The organism is Pseudovibrio sp. W64, from assembly GCF_001623145.1.
Taxonomy (GTDB): domain Bacteria; phylum Pseudomonadota; class Alphaproteobacteria; order Rhizobiales; family Stappiaceae; genus Pseudovibrio.
The window spans coordinates 186,156-203,371 of record NZ_LMCI01000047.1; the positions used below are offsets into that span (position 1 = coordinate 186,156).

Annotated in this window: 17 protein-coding genes; 16 read left to right on the top strand and 1 reads right to left on the bottom strand. The window is 48.7% G+C overall.

The genetic code is table 11. The annotated features are described in order from the left end of the window. Position 1: 1 nt before the first annotated feature. The 6 genes from PsW64_RS26555 to PsW64_RS26580 are packed head-to-tail and all read left to right on the top strand — an operon-like array spanning position 2 to position 7,010. On the top strand, positions 2 to 1,453 hold the full coding sequence (locus PsW64_RS26555; protein WP_082831234.1) for a type II and III secretion system protein family protein: 1,452 nt from the start codon (positions 2 to 4) through the stop codon (positions 1,451 to 1,453). A gap of 11 nt (positions 1,454 to 1,464) precedes the next feature. Beyond that, positions 1,465 to 2,199, top strand: a complete 735-nt coding sequence (locus tag PsW64_RS26560) for a CpaD family pilus assembly protein (protein ID WP_082831235.1) — start codon at positions 1,465 to 1,467, stop codon at positions 2,197 to 2,199. A gap of 11 nt (positions 2,200 to 2,210) precedes the next feature. Beyond that, positions 2,211 to 3,491 carry an AAA family ATPase gene (locus PsW64_RS26565; protein WP_063305568.1) on the top strand — a complete coding sequence of 427 codons (1,281 nt, stop codon included), beginning with the start codon at positions 2,211 to 2,213 and terminating at the stop codon, positions 3,489 to 3,491. 41 nt (positions 3,492 to 3,532) lie between these two features. Beyond that, positions 3,533 to 5,014 (top strand): CpaF family protein, encoded by a 1,482-nt coding sequence (locus tag PsW64_RS26570; RefSeq protein WP_057464157.1) that lies wholly within the window; start codon positions 3,533 to 3,535, stop codon positions 5,012 to 5,014. Further along, the gene (locus PsW64_RS26575; RefSeq protein WP_082596975.1) at positions 5,007 to 6,026 is read left to right on the top strand and encodes a type II secretion system F family protein; all 1,020 of its coding nucleotides are present in this window, start codon (positions 5,007 to 5,009) and stop codon (positions 6,024 to 6,026) included. Before PsW64_RS26570 ends, PsW64_RS26575 begins: the two co-directional genes overlap by 8 nt. A 9-nt stretch (positions 6,027 to 6,035) precedes the next feature. Then, positions 6,036 to 7,010, top strand: coding sequence for a type II secretion system F family protein (locus tag PsW64_RS26580; protein WP_057464156.1), 975 nt, complete (start codon positions 6,036 to 6,038; stop codon positions 7,008 to 7,010). Between the two features lie 4 nt (positions 7,011 to 7,014). Here PsW64_RS26580 and PsW64_RS26585 read toward each other — a convergent pair whose 3' ends face one another. Further along, positions 7,015 to 7,797 (bottom strand): tetratricopeptide repeat protein, encoded by a 783-nt coding sequence (locus PsW64_RS26585; RefSeq protein ID WP_057464155.1) that lies wholly within the window; start codon positions 7,795 to 7,797, stop codon positions 7,015 to 7,017. 212 nt (positions 7,798 to 8,009) lie between these two features. Here PsW64_RS26585 and PsW64_RS26590 point away from each other — a divergent pair, with 212 nt between their 5' ends. The 10 genes from PsW64_RS26590 (at position 8,010) to PsW64_RS26635 (ending at position 16,971) form a co-directional block, all read left to right on the top strand. Further along, entirely contained in the window at positions 8,010 to 9,392 is a 1,383-nt protein-coding gene (locus PsW64_RS26590; protein ID WP_063305624.1) for a leucyl aminopeptidase family protein, read from the top strand. 111 nt (positions 9,393 to 9,503) lie between these two features. Beyond that, complete coding sequence (locus tag PsW64_RS26595; RefSeq protein ID WP_063286786.1) at positions 9,504 to 9,854, top strand: MarR family transcriptional regulator; 351 nt, start codon at positions 9,504 to 9,506, stop codon at positions 9,852 to 9,854. A gap of 61 nt (positions 9,855 to 9,915) precedes the next feature. After that, positions 9,916 to 10,785 carry a C40 family peptidase gene (locus PsW64_RS26600; RefSeq protein ID WP_063305569.1) on the top strand — a complete coding sequence of 290 codons (870 nt, stop codon included), beginning with the start codon at positions 9,916 to 9,918 and terminating at the stop codon, positions 10,783 to 10,785. Between the two features lie 140 nt (positions 10,786 to 10,925). Continuing rightward, positions 10,926 to 11,435 carry a pilus assembly protein N-terminal domain-containing protein gene (locus PsW64_RS26605; protein WP_208981047.1) on the top strand — a complete coding sequence of 170 codons (510 nt, stop codon included), beginning with the start codon at positions 10,926 to 10,928 and terminating at the stop codon, positions 11,433 to 11,435. A 13-nt stretch (positions 11,436 to 11,448) separates the two neighbouring features. Continuing rightward, positions 11,449 to 12,027 (top strand): TadE/TadG family type IV pilus assembly protein, encoded by a 579-nt coding sequence (locus PsW64_RS26610; RefSeq protein WP_057464152.1) that lies wholly within the window; start codon positions 11,449 to 11,451, stop codon positions 12,025 to 12,027. A gap of 21 nt (positions 12,028 to 12,048) precedes the next feature. Next, the gene (locus PsW64_RS26615; protein ID WP_063305571.1) at positions 12,049 to 12,669 is read left to right on the top strand and encodes a TadE/TadG family type IV pilus assembly protein; all 621 of its coding nucleotides are present in this window, start codon (positions 12,049 to 12,051) and stop codon (positions 12,667 to 12,669) included. Between the two features lie 273 nt (positions 12,670 to 12,942). After that, the gene (locus tag PsW64_RS26620) at positions 12,943 to 14,364 is read left to right on the top strand and encodes a bifunctional enoyl-CoA hydratase/phosphate acetyltransferase (protein ID WP_063305572.1); all 1,422 of its coding nucleotides are present in this window, start codon (positions 12,943 to 12,945) and stop codon (positions 14,362 to 14,364) included. Between the two features lie 25 nt (positions 14,365 to 14,389). Continuing rightward, positions 14,390 to 15,571, top strand: a complete 1,182-nt coding sequence (locus PsW64_RS26625) for an acetate/propionate family kinase (protein WP_063300506.1) — start codon at positions 14,390 to 14,392, stop codon at positions 15,569 to 15,571. A 205-nt stretch (positions 15,572 to 15,776) separates the two neighbouring features. Beyond that, positions 15,777 to 16,247 carry a dienelactone hydrolase family protein gene (locus PsW64_RS26630; protein ID WP_063300505.1) on the top strand — a complete coding sequence of 157 codons (471 nt, stop codon included), beginning with the start codon at positions 15,777 to 15,779 and terminating at the stop codon, positions 16,245 to 16,247. Positions 16,248 to 16,353: 106 nt separating this feature from the next. Next, positions 16,354 to 16,971, top strand: coding sequence for an HAD family hydrolase (locus PsW64_RS26635; protein WP_063305573.1), 618 nt, complete (start codon positions 16,354 to 16,356; stop codon positions 16,969 to 16,971). The last annotated feature ends 245 nt before the right edge of the window (positions 16,972 to 17,216 follow it).

Below are 17,216 nucleotides of genomic sequence, written 5' to 3' on the forward strand. Positions count from 1 at the left end.
TATGGTTTTTCATCGACAAATTAGTCTGGCGAGAAGTTTACCGCAAAAATGTCGCCTCAGCGGAACTCTCGTGCAGTTCCTTCTGATCTTTGCTCTAGCGCTTGTCGGACCGCAGATCGCATTCGCTCAGAACAATTTTGAAGCCACAGTGGAAGTCACTTCCCAGCATCGCGACCATGTCCGCCAACTGAATGTTGGTAAAGGAAGATCTATCGTCCTCAACACAAACGAGGAAGTTCGCGACGTCCTTGTCTCAAATCCAGATATTGCAGATGCTGTTGTCCGCACCAGAACCCGCGTTTTCGTCTTTGGTAATACAATCGGTCAAGCCTCGCTGGTTTTGTTTGGCAACGGTGGCCGCCAACTGGCATCGTTTAACCTAAATGTACAGCCTGATCCATCCGGATTGGTCGACCTCATCCAACGACTGCTGCCGAACTCCGCGATCAATGCTGACGTCGTCAATCAGAGTGTCGTCCTTTCAGGAACAGCAATCTCCGCCCTTGAAGCACAACAAGCCTACGATATCGCGCTGCAGTTTGTGGGCAACGATAGTAAAAAAATTGTCAATACAATTGCGGTTGCCGAGAAAGATCAGGTCCAGCTTAAAGTAACAGTCGCTGAAGTTGACCGGACGACGATTAAGCAGCTTGGTGTGAACCTCCAAGGCTCACTCAAAATTGGTGCTCTTGATGTCAATTTCAATACGTCGCCTGCTTATAACATCAACCCTTCTGTCGTAAATGCAGGATCGCTGGCAGGTAAGTTAGGGTTCGATGGCGGTACGCTTAATCCCACGATCAAAGCGCTCGAGCGTGAAGGGGTAATGAGAACACTGGCGGAGCCAACACTTGTAGCGGTCTCTGGCGAAAACGCTAGCTTCCTCGCCGGTGGTGAGTTCCCGATCCCGGTTGCTTACGAAGACAATAAAGTAAGTCTTGAATTTAAACCTTTTGGTGTTGGGTTGGATTTCACTCCTGTCGTTCTTTCAGAAGGACGCATCAAGCTGCGAGTTAAAACCGAAGTCAGTGAGTTAAGTTCTGAGGGCGCTGTAAGTATCGCAGGTGCTATTGCCGTTTCTGCACTTAAAGTTCGCCGAGCGGAGTCTACACTCGAGCTCCCTTCTGGAGGAACCTTGGTTATGGCAGGTCTCCTGAAGCAGAATTATGGGCAGGAGATTGACGGGATACCTGGCTTAAAGAATATCCCAATTCTCGGTACCATGTTTAAGAGCCGCGATTATATCAATCGCCAAACTGAGCTTGTAATTTTTGTGACGCCTTATGTTGTGAGACCAATCGCGCGATCTCAAGTTGCGCGACCTGATGATAATTTTGCAGCACCAAGTGATCAGTCAACAATCTTTCTAAACCAATTAAGCCGGATTTACAGGGGAACAGATGCTCCTGTGAAAGGAAACTACCACGGCAAAATTGGCTACATTTACGAGTGAGGACAAGTGAAATGATTACCCTACTGTCACCCACTTTGAAATGTGTAGGCAAATTGAGAGAAGTTTCAGTAGTGCTTGGCACAGTTGCTATGCTTGGAGCATGTCAGTCACAACCATCATATGTCGAACATCAGTCGATTGCAGACTTTGACTATCGGAAAAGGCATCCGATTGTCATTACAGAAGCGCCTGAAAATTTTGATATTCCCGTAGCTGGGGAGATGCGTAATTTGAATGGGTCCATGAAAACGGCAGTTGCTGCGTTTGGTAAACAAGCTGATATCGATGGAAATGGATTTGTTGAGGTTTTGGTTCCGTCAGGTTCTGGGAATGAAGCAGCAGCAAAAGCTATTTCCCCTCAGATTCGCACCGCATTGAAAAAAGGTGGGGTAGCCGCAAATCATATCGTTATGAGGAGCTACGCGGTGTCTGACATGAGTGCATCAGCACCAGTCCGTCTTTCATTTATGCGTGTGAAAGGGATTGTGCGTGATTGCGGCAATTGGCCTGATGCGATGATAAGCAATCATCAAAACACAGACTATCACAACTTCGGGTGTGCTACTCAGGCAAACCTCGCTGCGATGGTCGATAATCCGACAGATCTGTTGCGACCACGCCCCTTGGGACCGAATGATCCCTCGAGAACCAATGAGATTTTGGCAAACAACCGATCTGGAGACCTGACTGCAGGTCAGTATGGAGCTGGTGTTGGCACAAACGTATCATCCGTGGCGCAGAACTAGTGGGATAAACTATGAGCGATTTAGCGCAGTTCGATTCAGATGCCTCATCACGGCAAGAAACGACGAGTCAGCTTTCAACTTCTGACTTTCAGTTTGTAAATATTCCGCGAATTTCTGTTCAGGCATTTTGCGTGGATTCGAGAACATCAGAGACGATCCAGAATGCGAGCTTAGATCGCCGGATGTCGAAGACGCATACGATGGTGCGACAAGGTGGTATTCCCGCAGCTGTAGAAACATTTGAAAGTGCCGCTACACCTAACTTCTTGATTGTCGAATCGTTGTCTAATCCAAAAGAGATGATCGCTGAGTTAGATCGGCTGGCTGAGTATTGTGATGCTGGGACTAATGTTCTTGTTATTGGGCGCATAAATGATGTCAACTTGTACAGAACGCTCATTAGCAGAGGTGTCGGCGAGTACATTGTCGGACCAATTGATATCCCTCAATTAATAAATACCATTGGTCAATTTTATGCAAATACTGACGCGGAACCCTTCGGTCGAACTGTGGCTGTAATCGGTGCTAAAGGTGGATGTGGTGCATCGTCAGTTGCTCATAATCTGTCTTGGTCAATTGCGAAAACACTCGACAACGATGTTGCCATTGCTGATTTGGATTTGCCATTTGGAACAGCAGGTTTAGATTTTAATCAAGACCCATTACAAGGCATAATGGAAGCAATTGCATCTCCTGAGCGGCTTGATGACACGCTACTGGATCGCCTTCTTGCTAAGTGTAATGACCGTCTCAGATTGTTAGCAGCACCAGCTACGCTTGATCAAACCTACGATTTTGATACTGAGAAGTTTGATCAAGTTATTGAGGTCATGCAGAAAGGAACGCCGACTGTCGTTCTTGACTTGCCGCACACGTGGAACAGCTGGGTACGGCATATCCTTGCACATGTAGACGAAGTCTTGATTGTAGCTGAGCCTGATTTAGCAAATCTTCGAAATGCAAAGAATCTAGTAGATAGCATTGGTCAACTCCGACCAAATGACACAAAACCATACTTGGTTTTGAACAAGGTTGGCATTCCGAAACGACCTGAAATTAAGCCTGATGAGTTTAGTAGCGCTTTAGATGTGGTTTCTTTAGCGGTAATGCCGTTTGAGCCTGCATTGTTTGGGACTGCATCTAACAACGGTCAGATGATTGCAGAGTTTGATAGCAAACACGCTGTTGCGGGTTTGTTTGAAGAGATTGCGGCCAAGGTCACGGGCAAGGCTGAAACGTATACAAAAAGCAAGTCACTCATCGCATCTCTTATTAAAAAAGTCCGCAAATAGTCCTCTGGTTGATTTTGTGCTGATTTCAAAGGCGGAAGAATATGTTTGGTAGACGTGGCAAAGGTGAATTTGGAAACAAAAATCCAAAGTCTGCTCCAATAAATCCTGCGATACAGAAACAGGCAACAAAGCCTGCTGTTCAGGACACACCAAGCACTGCAAAACCTAAGTCGTCTGGCGCCGAAGTTCAGCAGGAAAAGCCCAAAGAAACTGCTCCTGAAACACAACGAACTCAGGAGTACTACGCAACCAAGGCATCGATTTTCAATGCATTGGTGGAGGCAATCGATCTTTCTCAGTTGAGCCGGTTGGATCAAGAAGATGCACGTGACGAGATCCGGGATGTCGTCAACGACATCATCGCCCTCAAAAACCTCGTCATGTCGATTTCTGAGCAAGAAGATCTGCTTGAAGACATTTGCAACGATGTGTTGGGTTATGGACCACTTGAGCCGCTATTAGCCCGTGATGACATTGCCGATATCATGGTGAATGGGGCGAACACCATCTATATCGAAACGGCTGGCATGGTGGAGCAAACCAACATCCAGTTTCGCGATAATCGTCAGCTGATGAACATTTGCCAGCGAATTGTGTCTCAGGTTGGTCGTCGTGTAGATGAAGCCAGCCCGATATGTGATGCGCGCCTTCCTGATGGTTCTCGTGTAAACGTGATTGCCCCACCACTGTCATTGGACGGACCAGCGCTGACAATTCGTAAGTTTAAGAAAGACAAGCTTACACTCGACCAGTTGGTGAATTTTGGTTCGATTTCGCCTGAAGGCGCTGAGATCCTGGAAATTATCGGCCGGGTCCAATGTAATACGGTTATTTCTGGTGGTACGGGTTCAGGCAAAACCACGCTTTTGAACTGCTTAACGCGCTATATCGATAGCACGGAACGCATTATCACTTGCGAAGATAGCGCCGAACTCCAACTTCAGCAGCCACATGTCGTCAGATTGGAAACCAGACCTCCAAATCTGGAAGGTGAGGGTGAGATCACAATGCGTGACCTCGTGAAAAACTGTCTGCGTATGCGCCCTGAGCGGATCATTGTAGGTGAGGTGCGTGGCCCGGAAGTCTTTGACTTGCTTCAGGCGATGAACACCGGTCACGATGGCTCAATGGGTACGATTCACTCCAACTCCCCACGTGAGTGCTTGAAGCGTATTGAATCCATGATTGCTCTTGGAGGTTTCTCTCTTCCATCTAAAACTGTACGCGAGATCATTGTTGGCTCTATTGATGTGATTGTCCAGGCTGCACGCTTGAGAGATGGTTCGCGTCGCATTACCCATATTACCGAAGTCGTCGGAATGGAGGGAGATGTCATCACGACACAAGATCTCTTCACCTATGACATCACAGGAGAAGACGCGAATGGCAAAATCATAGGCCAGCATCGCTCTACCGGCATAGGACGTCCGCTCTTCTGGGAAAGAGCAAGATACTTCAACGAGGAAGAGCGGCTAGCCCGCGCGCTAGATGCTTCAGATGTTTCTGGAGGGCTGCATGGCTGACCTGAATAGCTTTCTGGCTTCTCCGCTGGCAGATTATCTGATTACAGCTTTGATTATGGTGAGCGTTGTGGGTGTCACGTTCACGCTTTTGATGCCAATGTTCTCTAGAGACAAACTAGATAAACGAAAAGAAGGCCTTGTTAATAGTAGTAATTCTGTGGCTGGGAGTAGTGCCAAAAGAGTAGATACAACTGCGAGGCGGAAATCAGTACAAGATCAACTTAAGACGATGGAGGCTGCTCAGGCAGCAAAGAAAAAAAATGCTGATAAACCAATTTTTGCAGATTGGATTGGGCAAGCTGGTCTAACTTGGTCAAAGCCTAAGTTTTACGTAATTTCAGTTGGTTGTGGTCTTTCTATCTTTCTTATCAGCGTATTGCTTGGTCAACCGATCTGGATTTCGTTTGCGCTACTTTTTGTTGGCATCTTCGGTTTACCGCGATTTTATGTTTCTAGAAAGCGAAAGAAACGTTTCAGTAAATTTCTTGATGAGTTTCCAAACGCAGTAGATATCATTGTGCGCGGTATTAAATCAGGAATGCCGCTTGGAGACTGCATGCAAATTGCTGCAACAGAATCCAAAGATCCAGTCGGAGCTGAGTTTGCTCACGTGCTCGACAAAATGCATATGGGCATGCCGTTGGCGGAAGCAATACACTATATTCCCAAAAGAGTACCACTTCAGGAAACAAACTTTCTTGCAATTGTCATTACAATTCAAGCTCAAGCTGGCGGTAGTCTTTCTGAAGCACTCGGTAATTTATCAAAAACACTTCGTCAACGCAAAGAAATGAAGGGTAAGATTAAAGCCGTTAGTCAGGAAGCGAAAACTTCTGCTGCAATTATCGGCTCACTTCCATTTCTTGTGACACTAATGCTTTCAGCGGTAGCGCCAGACTATATTGGTTTGCTCATTGAAACCGAAATTGGCCTAATTCTAGTTGGTATTGGTCTGTTTTGGATGTCGTTAGGTATACTGGTGATGCGCAAGATGATTGACTTCAAAATATAGGTCCTTGGTATGTTTTTAGCTGATCTTGGAAACAGCAATGTTTTTGTCGTTATCCTTACTCTTTTAGCAGTATCGGGTACTATCTACGCATTACTTATGCCGCTGTTCGATCGTGACGAGTTGAAAAGTAGAATGAAGTCAGTCGCGCTTGAGCGTGAGCAAATCCGCGCACGCGAAAGAAGTAGACTCGCAAATCAGAAAGAGAATGAGCGTGTTTCTCTCCGGAGTAGTCCGAAAGAGAGTGTGCGTGAGTTTGTTGATAAATATAACTTAAAAAATCTTTTGGCTAGTGAAAGCTTGATTAGAAAACTGAAAATGGCGGGATATAGGGGGGCTTCACCTTTATATACTTATTTGTTTCTGCAAATTATTTTGCCGATTGGATTTTTTGCATTTACATTTTTCTATCTGGAAGTCGTTCTCAAGATTGAGACTTCAATCGCTGGGGTCCTTTTGATATCATTATTGGTCGCAGCTATTGGTTTTGTTGGTCCAGGCGTTTTTGTGCAGAACCAAATAGCAAAAAGGCAAGAATCTATAAGATTGGCTTGGCCAGACGCAATGGACCTAATGCTGATCTGCATTGAATCTGGAATGTCAATCGAGGCAGCATTTAAAAAAGTTGCTGAAGAAGTTGGTACTCAGTCAGCAGCTCTTGCAGAAGAACTGGTATTGGCGACTGCTGAATTATCATTTTTAGATGAACGCAGGAATGCCTATCTGAATCTTGCAGAGCGAACCGGCCTTGATGGTGTTAAGGACGTTGTTGTTGCTCTGATGCAGGCAGAAAAGTATGGAACTCCTATCGGATTTGCATTGAGAGTGCTTTCAGATGAAAACCGACAGGCGAGAATGCAAGAAGCTGAACGAAAGGCTGCTGCGCTTCCACCGCGTTTAACGGTACCAATGATGATGTTTTTCATGCCAGTGTTGTTTATTGTAATTATCGCACCGGCTGCAATTCAGGTCATGCAAACTTTCTAACCCATCACGCCTTGCCCAGCATGGTCTTCAAATACGCCACATTCTCGGCGGCTTGGCGTGGGTCTATATCGGATTGGGCGACGCGAACGGCTTCGTCAAACCGGCCTTGCAGTCCAAGGGTCAGAGCAAGGTTCTGGCGAACCTGACTGCCAGCTTTGCCGGTATCCAGTGCTGTTCGTAAAGTCGTCTCTGCGTTGCGCAGGTCGCCTCCCAGCAAGTAGGACATTCCCAGGTTATTCAAAACAGTTGGCTCATTTGGTGAAAGCTTCAGCGCTTGCTGGTAGGTTGAGCGTGCTTGTTTTGTGTCACCGAGTTGATCCAGAATAGCCGCCTTGGCAGAAAGCATCTTCCAGTTTGGCTGTGCTGGGTCGAACGCATTGTCAATGACATTGAGCGCTTCCTGCAACTTGCCGTTTTCAGCTAGCACTTTGCCATAGCTTGCCGCAATCGTGTTGTTATCAGCATTAGCGATGACACCACGTCGTAAAATTGCTTCTGCTTGCTGGCCCTGGCCATCAATTCTCAAAGCTGCTGCAAAGTTCAGGATCGTCCGTGGATTTTTCTGATCTTTGGCATAAGCACCGCCCCAATAGGCGAGGGCTTTTTGCATCTCTTGTGAGCCAGGTTTAAGCTGCTGGTTCTGTGAGATAGATGCCTGAGCGCGTGGTTTGTTGGTTGCGCAGCCGGAAAGTGCAAGCCCACAAACCAGCAACAGCGAGACAGCTGTTGCACTTCTTAAAATGCCAGAAGACATCTTAGTTGTGTGTGTGCGGTCAAATACGGCCATAGAACCCTCAACAACGAAGCAATTCAAATATTGTTTGAAAATCTAATACTATCCCTAATTTCTGGTTAATTTAGTGCAGGTGCACCCACTGTTGGGCGGGGGAGCAGCAAGCTGAATGTCTTGCGCAGAACCAGTAACGCCGTTAGGTTGCCACAACGCTGCCCGTATAGGACAGAACACAAATTTCAAACATCTCATCAATGGAGCTCCCGGTGCACGGACCGTTAATTTCTGCCGATAAAACAGTAAATCCAATCCCGGTCGTAGCGCTCTCTGCCAGTGAGTTAGAAGCGTATCTTGATGCCGCGGGTTCCATGGTGAAATCTTGGGCGAAAGCGCAGGAGTTTACAGCTGCTTTTGGGGAGACTCTGGCAGTTCCAAATGAAGCAGGCAATATTGCAACCGTGCTGTTTGGATATGGTGAAAGCCAGAGAGATGCTTTGGAAACAGGCGCTGCTCTTAATAAAAAGCTCCCAGCTGGCGCGTTTGAACTTGCAAAAGGCTTTGAAGATCCAGCTGGTATCGCTCTCGGGTTCTCACTCGCAGCCTACCGTTTTGATGCTTATAAGAAAGTCCCTGCATCAAAGTCTCAGCTCGTCATCAGCGAGCCGGGCATTTTGGAAGAGCTAGCACCAATTATCGCTGGTGCGCACCTGGCAAAAGATCTCATCAATACACCCGCGAATGATATGGGTCCGGAAGAACTTGCCGCAGCAGCTTGCCAGCTATTTGAAGATCATGGCGGATCTTCAAAGGTCATCATGGGCGATGTTCTAGAGAACGAGTTCCCGCTTGTGCATGCCGTCGGCAACGGCAGTGACAGGGCACCGCGCCTGATTGATGCGACTTGGGGCAAAGAGACTGATCCGAAAATCACCTTGGTCGGCAAAGGGGTGATCTTCGACAGTGGCGGTTTGGACGTAAAGCCAGCAGCAGGCATGATCCTTATGAAAAAGGATATGGGCGGCGCGGCAAATGTTCTTGGCTTGGCAGCAATGATCATGAAAGCCGAGCTGCCAATGCGCTTGCGCGTGATTATTCCAGCTGTTGAAAATGCAATCTCGGGCCGCTCCTTCCGCCCGTCTGATATTTTCACAAGCCGTAAAGGCCTTTCTGTAGAGATCGGAAATACAGATGCTGAAGGACGGTTGGTCCTGGCAGATGCACTTGCGCTGGCTGATGAAGAAAGCCCGGAGCTGATTGTTGATATGGCAACGCTGACAGGTGCGGCCCGTGTCGCGCTGGGGCCTGATTTGCCGCCGTACTATACTGACGATGAAGACTTGGCCGAAACCATCGCTGTTCACAGTGAAGCCGTGAATGATCCTTTGTGGCGCCTGCCACTCTGGAAGCCATATAAGAAATACATCACCTCCAAAACAGCTGATCTGGCAAACATCAACACAAGCGGAGCAGGCTTTGCAGGCTCAATCACTGCAGCTTTATTCCTTCAAAGATTCGTTGAAAACGCGGGAAGCTGGGTACATCTTGATATCTACGGTTGGACCCCAATTGAGAAAGATTTCAGAACCCATGGCGGAGAAGCCCAGGCAATTCGGGCACTTTTTGACATGTTGAAGACCCGATTTGCCTAAGCAAAGTGCAGATTGCGTTGTCAAAATTACTTAATACCTCAATCTGGTAAGGGTCCCGAAATGATTTGCAGGCTAGGTTTTAGCCTGCAATAGGGATTAGGACGATAAAATATGCCCGTAGAGATCCGCCCGTCGCAGGCGCTTAAGCTATGGCATGATGTAGTGTTGGAATTGGTGCGCGCAGCAGATCAGGATTTGACTGCTCGCCAAATGTCTATTCTTTTAACTGTATATCTTGAGCCTCCACCACATACCGTGCGCGGACTTGCGCAAAAACTAGGGGTGACCAAGCCTGCAATTACGCGTGCACTGGATACCCTTGGAACAAACAAGCTGCTTTCCAGAAAGCGTGATGAAAATGACCGCCGCAATGTCGTTGTCACACGCACAGTTGCCGGGGCGCTGTATCTGGAACAGCTTGGTGATCTGGTCTCAGAAAAAGCTCAGGACCTTTCGCGTTGATCGAAAGGCGGAACCAAGACATTATCACTCCGCTATGCCATTTTGATTGGAGGGGCCTCATATGACTGCTCAACTTGACCGCCGTTTACATCCGGTAAGACCGGATTTGGCTTCCACTGACTATCGCGGCCAGGTGCAATCTGAGCGTTTTGTGGAGGGGACCGACTACTCTGTCAAAGCAGATAAGATTGAGCTACGTGCTCAGCCAGATGTTGCATGCGGAATCGATACTGAGCTGAATTTTGGCGAAACCTTTCGTGTATTTGAGACAACGCAAGAAGGGTGGTCTTGGGGACAGTTGCAAACAGACGGATATGTCGGCTGGCTGCCGACGAACGCGCTGGAGCCTGTTGAACAAGCAACGCACAGAGTGATTGCCCTGCGCACCTATCGCTACCCGGAAGCCGAAATGAAACGCCCAGCTCTGGGGCAGGTCTCCATGGGAGCACTGGTAAGCGTTGTGGGATATGAGACCACGCGCGGGCTGGAGTTTGCACAGCTTGCCGATGGCTCGTTTATGGTCAAAAAACACTTGGTAGAGCAGACTGATAAAGCGGCCGACTGGGTGAAAGCAGCAGAAGCGATGGTTGGAACGCCATATCTTTGGGGTGGACGCTCTACTCTGGGGCTGGATTGCTCCGGCTTGATCCAACTTGCACTCCAGACCGGCGGTATAAATGCCCCACGTGACGCGGATATGCAGGAAGCCATGCTGGGCGAACAACTCGACCTCTCCAGTGGCCTGCCAGCTTTGCAGCGCGGCGACTTGATGTTCTGGAAGGGGCATGTGGGCGTTATGTCTGATTCTGAGACTTTGCTGCATGCCAACGGTTACACAATGACGGTCGCTTATGAAGGGCTTCAGGCGGCTCTTAAACGCATTGGCGAGAACGAATTTGGCCAGCTCACCTCTGTGAAGAGGCTAAGTTGAACCGATGTTTACCCGTGCTTAACCATAAAGCGCATTATCGGAATATCTGACCCGTCAATTCGCGCAAATTAGGTTTTCGTTCACTAAAATAATCGCACAAATAACTAGTAAAATTTAACAGTTATTCGGTGGGGTTTGCCGTGTTTTGGAAGCTGCAAAAACAGGTCTCTGACCGTTCGTCAAAAATTGCCTCTGTCGCAATCTCTACTGCGATGATCGCAGGCATCTCTGCTACCTCAATCACACCCGCCTCAGCGGATGTTGAGGTGGTCGCCGACCAGGCAAAAGTCTTCCGTCTCGAAGAGCCAGCCGAAACCATCATTCTTGGAAATCCAAGCATTGCAGATGTGACAGTGCACGACCGCGTGACAATCGTAATCACGGGCAAATCCTATGGCACAACCAATCTGGTTGTCCTGAACGATGCTTCTGAGCCCGTTGTCGAAGAGCTGATCACCGTAACAGCAGAAATGGCGGGCTACGTCGCCGTCCAACGCAACAACAGCCGCTTCACCTACTCCTGCAACCCCGACTGCCACGAAGTCCTGCGTCTTGGCGACAATAAGAAAAAGATCGAGGATGTCGCCAGCACCATCAGTGTTCGTAATGAGTTGGCGCAAGACGGAACCGTGGCAGGTAACGGTCAATAGCAGGTAGGCTCTCATGCAATTCTTGTCACACAAAGAGACAGCTAAAGAATATCGGCGCACTACCCATAAGTCACTGCTGAGCTTCTTTTCAGATTTTCGTGGTGTGACGGCGATTGAATTTGCGCTTATCGCTCCGGTTCTATTTGGGATCCTATTAGCAATTATGGAACTCGGCCTCTCGATGCTGGTTGAGGTCTTATTAGATAATGCTGTTGCTGAAGCTGCGAGGCAGATCAGAACAGGTCAAGTTCACTTTGCTCAAGAGAATGGCGACTACAATAAAACTAAGTTTAAGAATGTTATTTTGGAAAATGGGACTGGCTTGCTGAAAGCGGTTGAAGACAAAATCTTCATTGATGTGGAAGCGTTTGACGACTTTGGTGACATACGTGATTACAAACCATTGGTAAAGGATGGTGCAGTTGTCATGGAACAGAAGTGGGATCCAGGGCAAGCCAGCGACGTTGTTATCGTTCAAGTTGTCTGCTCGTGGCCAATGATAAGCTCAAGAATGGTTGGAATTTTTGGTCAGGCAGAAGATGGAAGCCGAATTCTTGTTGCAACAGAAATTTTTAGAAACGAACCTTTCTAATAAATAGGGTCGGCCAAGTTCATGAATTATCGCAAAAACATCAAATGGCTCTATTCCAATAAAGATGGTGTGGCGTCAATTGAGTTTGCAATTTTATTACCGATGTTAGCATTTCTCTTTCTCGGTATGGTCGAGCTAACAACGGCTGTTTCTTATGATCGACGTGTTAGTAAAGCTGGGGCTGCAATTGCGGATCTTATCGCGCGCTCAGATGATGTCACAGATGGGATGGCTGACATCAACAGGGCTATCGATCATCAGATGGCCCCGTTTGAAGATGTCGATATTGAAATCAAAATTGGAATGGTCCTAATTAGGAATAATCGACCTCAAGTTGTTTGGAGTTGGGAGAATAGCAAAAGCGAACCGCCTTGGCCTCAAGGTAGCGAGCCTGATGGTATTTCATTTTCAAACAAGATGCTGATTAATGGGCGATATTACGTCGTCTCAACATCGCAGTTTGAATACAAGTTCCTATTAGGGGCAGCATTGAACAATTTGTATAAACTGGTGTCTAAACCAAGTGCAGATGACAGCGAGAAGTTTGTGTCAATTTCTTTAAGCGATAGCTTCATACTTCTCCCTAGAAGGGTCTCCTGTGTAGAGTATGATGACCATTGCGCAAACTGGCCGCCGTCATAATAACAACTACGTAAGATTTAGTGCTGTAATCTAAATATTGATGTGTCATAACTTCGCAGAACGCCAAAAACTGCTGTTTTGTGATCTTTACCGATAGATTTGTTAGCTCAAATGTTGAATAAGCGCCCCAAGCTTGGCGAAGAATTTAACGCACATATCGCTGAACAGTCACAGAGCTGCGATAGTACGGCTGAGACCTCCCCTCAAGAGCCCTATCGCAACACTCTTGAGCTCGGGCTGGTGCGGTATGTGGAAAATGAAAAGAGGCTATCAATGGCTACCAATCGGACCTATGACCAAATCCAGGTCGGAGATTCCGTCACTCGCTCCCGCATCTGTACAGCAAACGATCTTTACGTTTTTGCGCACGCGTCTGGCAACATCAATCCACTGCATCTGCCAAACGCGCAGTGGGAAGGCATTGAGAAGAAAGATGGCCCATCCGCACCGTTCATGTGGGGCGCTACTCTGATCTCAGCAGTCGTCGGCAACTACCTCCCAGGTCCTGGCTGCGTGTACCGCGATCAGACACTTTCCTTCCATAACAAGGTCAAAGTGGATCAGGTTCTCGACGTCACTGTAACCGTTCTGGAAAAACTGCCAGATAACATCATCCGCCTTGCAACAAGCGTGAAGGTTGACGATGGTACTCTGGTTGCTGAAGGTGAAGCTCGGGTAGAAGCACCAACTAAGTCAATCTCTTACGATGCAGAAGAGCTGCCAGGCCTGCTGATGAAGCGCCACCAGCACTTTGATCGTCTCGTTGCAACTGCTGCTCAGCTGCCAGCGATCCCGACTTCTGTTGTGTGCCCAGACGATGCAAACTCCCTCGGCGGTGCAGTCATGGCGGCTCAGGCTGGCCTGATCATCCCGATCCTGTGTGGTCCTGAAAAACGCATTCAGGCTGCTGCTGACAAAATCGGCGCAGACATCTCCAGTTACGAGTTGATCGACACACCTGATGAAGGTTCTGCGGCTGCTAAAGCTGTTGCGCTGGTTCATGAAGGCCGCGTGCGGTCCGTTATGAAGGGTCACCTTCACACAGATGACCTGCTGCGCCACGTTGTGAAGCGCGAAGGTGGTCTGCGCACCAAGCGTCGCCTGTCACATGCGTTCGTAATGGATGTTCCGGGTCGCGAAACCCCGCTCATCGTCTCTGATGCTGCAATCAACATTGCACCAGACCTGATGTCAAAAGTTGATATCACTCAGAACGCAATCGACGTTGCTCGTGCTATCGGTATTGAGCCTCCAAAAGTCGGCATCCTGTCCGCTCTTGAAACCGTAAACCCGGCGATCCCATCCACCATCGATGCAGCTGTGCTGTCCAAGATGGCTGAGCGTGGTCAGATCAAAGGCGGTATCGTTGACGGTCCTCTGGCGATGGATAACGCGATTGATCTTGAAGCTGCTCGTACCAAAGGCATCGAATCCGTTGTTGCAGGTCGTGCAGAAGTGCTGATCGTGCCAAATCTCGAAGCTGGCAACATGGTCGTGAAAGAGCTGACCTTCCTTGCTCATGCAGAAACAGCTGGCCTCGTAACCGGTGCATGCGTGCCAATCATCCTCACCAGCCGTGCTGACAACGATCGTGCTCGTCTCGTTTCTTGTGCTCTGGCATCCATGTACGACTACTACCTGCGCAACGGCGCTGCGTATGTTGGTGAACAGGATCTGGCAGAAGCTGCAGAGTAATTTCGGGATAGCTGAGAAAACAATAATGACAATCGAAACAATCCTTGTACTGAACGCTGGGTCTTCCTCCATCAAATTCCAGTTGTTCAAAGGCGAAGAAAGTGTGCTTTCCGGCCAGATCGACGGTTTGGGAGCATCTGCTTGGGTTAAAGGCAAATCCGCTGAAGGCGCAACGATCATGGATCGTGCGCTCTCAGACGAAGAAGCACAGAACCACAACACGGCTCTGCAGGTTATCCTTGCTCTGCTGAAAGAGTTCGATCCGAACCTTGAAGTGGACGCTATTGGTCACCGTGTGGTTCACGGCTCTTCCAAATACTCTGCACCTGTGCTGGTCACTGAAGAAGTTGCTGCGGAACTTGAAACATTCAACCCGCTTGCGCCTCTGCATAACCCGCACAACCTTGCAGGTATTGCGGGGTCCAAAGCGGCCTTCCCGGGCAAGCCGAACGTTGCGTGTTTTGACACCGCGTTCCACCGCACGCAGGAATTCAAGAACGAAGCCTACGCGATCCCGACCAAATACTACGACGAAGGCATTCGTCGCTATGGTATGCACGGCCAGTCCTTCCACTTCATCGCGGAAGAGCTGCACAACGTGGCGCCAGAAGTGGCAGATGGCAAAGTTGTCGTCGCTCACCTCGGCAACGGCGCATCCATGTGCGCGATCGAGAATGGCAAATCTGTGACCACCACCATGGGCTTTACCCCGGTTGATGGTTTGGCAATGGGCACACGTTCCGGTCTTATCGATCCGGGTGTCATCTTCTACCTGATGGAAGAAAAAGGCATGTCCGTGAAAGAAGTCGCGAACCTGCTGAACAAGGAATCCGGCATGAAGGGTCTTTCCGGCATCTCGCAGGATATGCGTGATCTGGAAAATTCAGATAGCCCTGATGCAAAACGCGCACTCGACTATTACGACAACCGCATCAAGCGCGAGCTGGGTGCTCTGGTTGCTGTCATGGGTGGTCTGGACGCAATCGTCTTCACCGGTGGCATCGGCGAGAATTCCTCTCAAACCCGCGCTGGTGTTTGTAAGGGCCTTGAGTTCCTCGGCGTAGAAATCGACGAAGAAGCCAACAAGGCGCGCGCGAAGGAAGCAATCACAATTTCCAAAGCATCTTCCAAGGTTAAGGTCATGGCGATCCCAACCAACGAAGAAGCCATGATCGCTCGTCAGACCCGCGCGATTTGCGAGTCGTAATCGACCTAAAAGTGGTGTTGATCACAGCGTTTAAGCCGCACTTTTCTTAAAGGAGAAGTGCGGCTTCTTTTTTGTTTGCCTATACGTACAAGAGCAGACGGGATAGTTGCACAAACATATTTGCATAGGTTGAATTATCAAAATAAGTTATATATTGAGGCGTGCATCTCTATTATATATAGCTTCAATAAACACTGGCATTCCTATGATCATCGCTGCAACTACATTAGCGCTACCAGCCTCTTTACAGGCTGCTGAGCTGCGTCTGGTGGAATACCATCAAAGAAATTTAGCCTACATCATTGTACCTCGGACAGATAAGAAATTGCCTGCACTTGTGCTGTTTCATGACTGGGCAGGATTAACCGAAGAAGCGATCCTGCAGGCTGCGAAAATCGCAGAACAAGGCTATGCAGTGTTCCTTCCTGATCTGTTTGGCGGCAAGGCCCCACAGTCAAAAGAAGAAGCCCAGCCACTGGTTGAAGCGATCCTGGAAACGGACCATCAGCAAGAGCTTATGGCAAATGTCCATTCAGGTTTGCAGGTGCTGGAAAGTGTAGAAGAAGTAGAGCCAGTGGACGTCTCCATTTCTGGTCTTGGTATTGGTGAGCAAGTTGCCAGTTACATCTCAAAAAGTGATATGACGCCCGCGCTGCCAATGCTCACCTATGCATAAGTCAGTGCGTCTGGCTGATGCCATTTTGTAATCCCACGCATTGCATCCCGTATGCTGAGGCAATACTACTGGGCCAACTCAATCTTTACATCTGAAGGAGGGGCTCATGTCCTCACCGGTCACTGCTGTCGTGTTTGATATTGGCAATGTCTTGATCTCTTGGGATCCGGAGAACCTGTATAAGGACCTGATCCCAGACGCATCAGAGCGCCAGTTCTTCCTTGATGAAGTATGCCCCTACGACTGGAATCTGGAGCAAGACAGAGGGCGCCCTTGGAGAGATGCCATCGCCGAACGGCTTGCCAAATTTCCGCAGTACGAAGAGTGGATCAAAGCCTATTACGAGCGCTGGGAAGAAATGCTGGCTGGTGCGATTGAGGCCAATGTCTCGCTCCTGAAAGAACTCAAGGATAAGGGCATCTCTTTGTACGCCATCACCAACTTCTCTACTGAGAAGTTCGAGGATGCCAAACGCCTGTTCCCATTTCTTGCGGACAGCTTCATCGATACCGTGATTTCTGGTGATGAGAAGCTTCTGAAGCCGGATGCTGCCATCTACAACGTGCTGCTGGAAAGAAACCAGCTTGAAGCCTCCAACCTTGTCTTCATCGACGATACACTCAAAAACGTTGAAGCAGCTCAGGGCGTCGGTATGAAAGCGCTCCACTTCTCCGAAGCAAACAAACTCCGCTCAGAACTAAAGCAGCTTGGCCTGCCACTCTAAGATCAATGATGTCTTCCCGGGCGAAGCGTAGCGGAGACCCGGGATCCAGAGCACCTTGCTTAGACATTAGCGAATGTTGCGCTAGATCCCGCATCATATGCGGGATGACGGTGGCGAACTGAGATTAAGAGCAACTGACTTTCGCCTACAAAACTTATCCCCCTCCCCAAAATCCTCCTTATTCTTAGTCCCGTGCCCACGCATTCGGGCAGGAGTGGACCGTCCATTCCGCGGCGTGGGTGGGG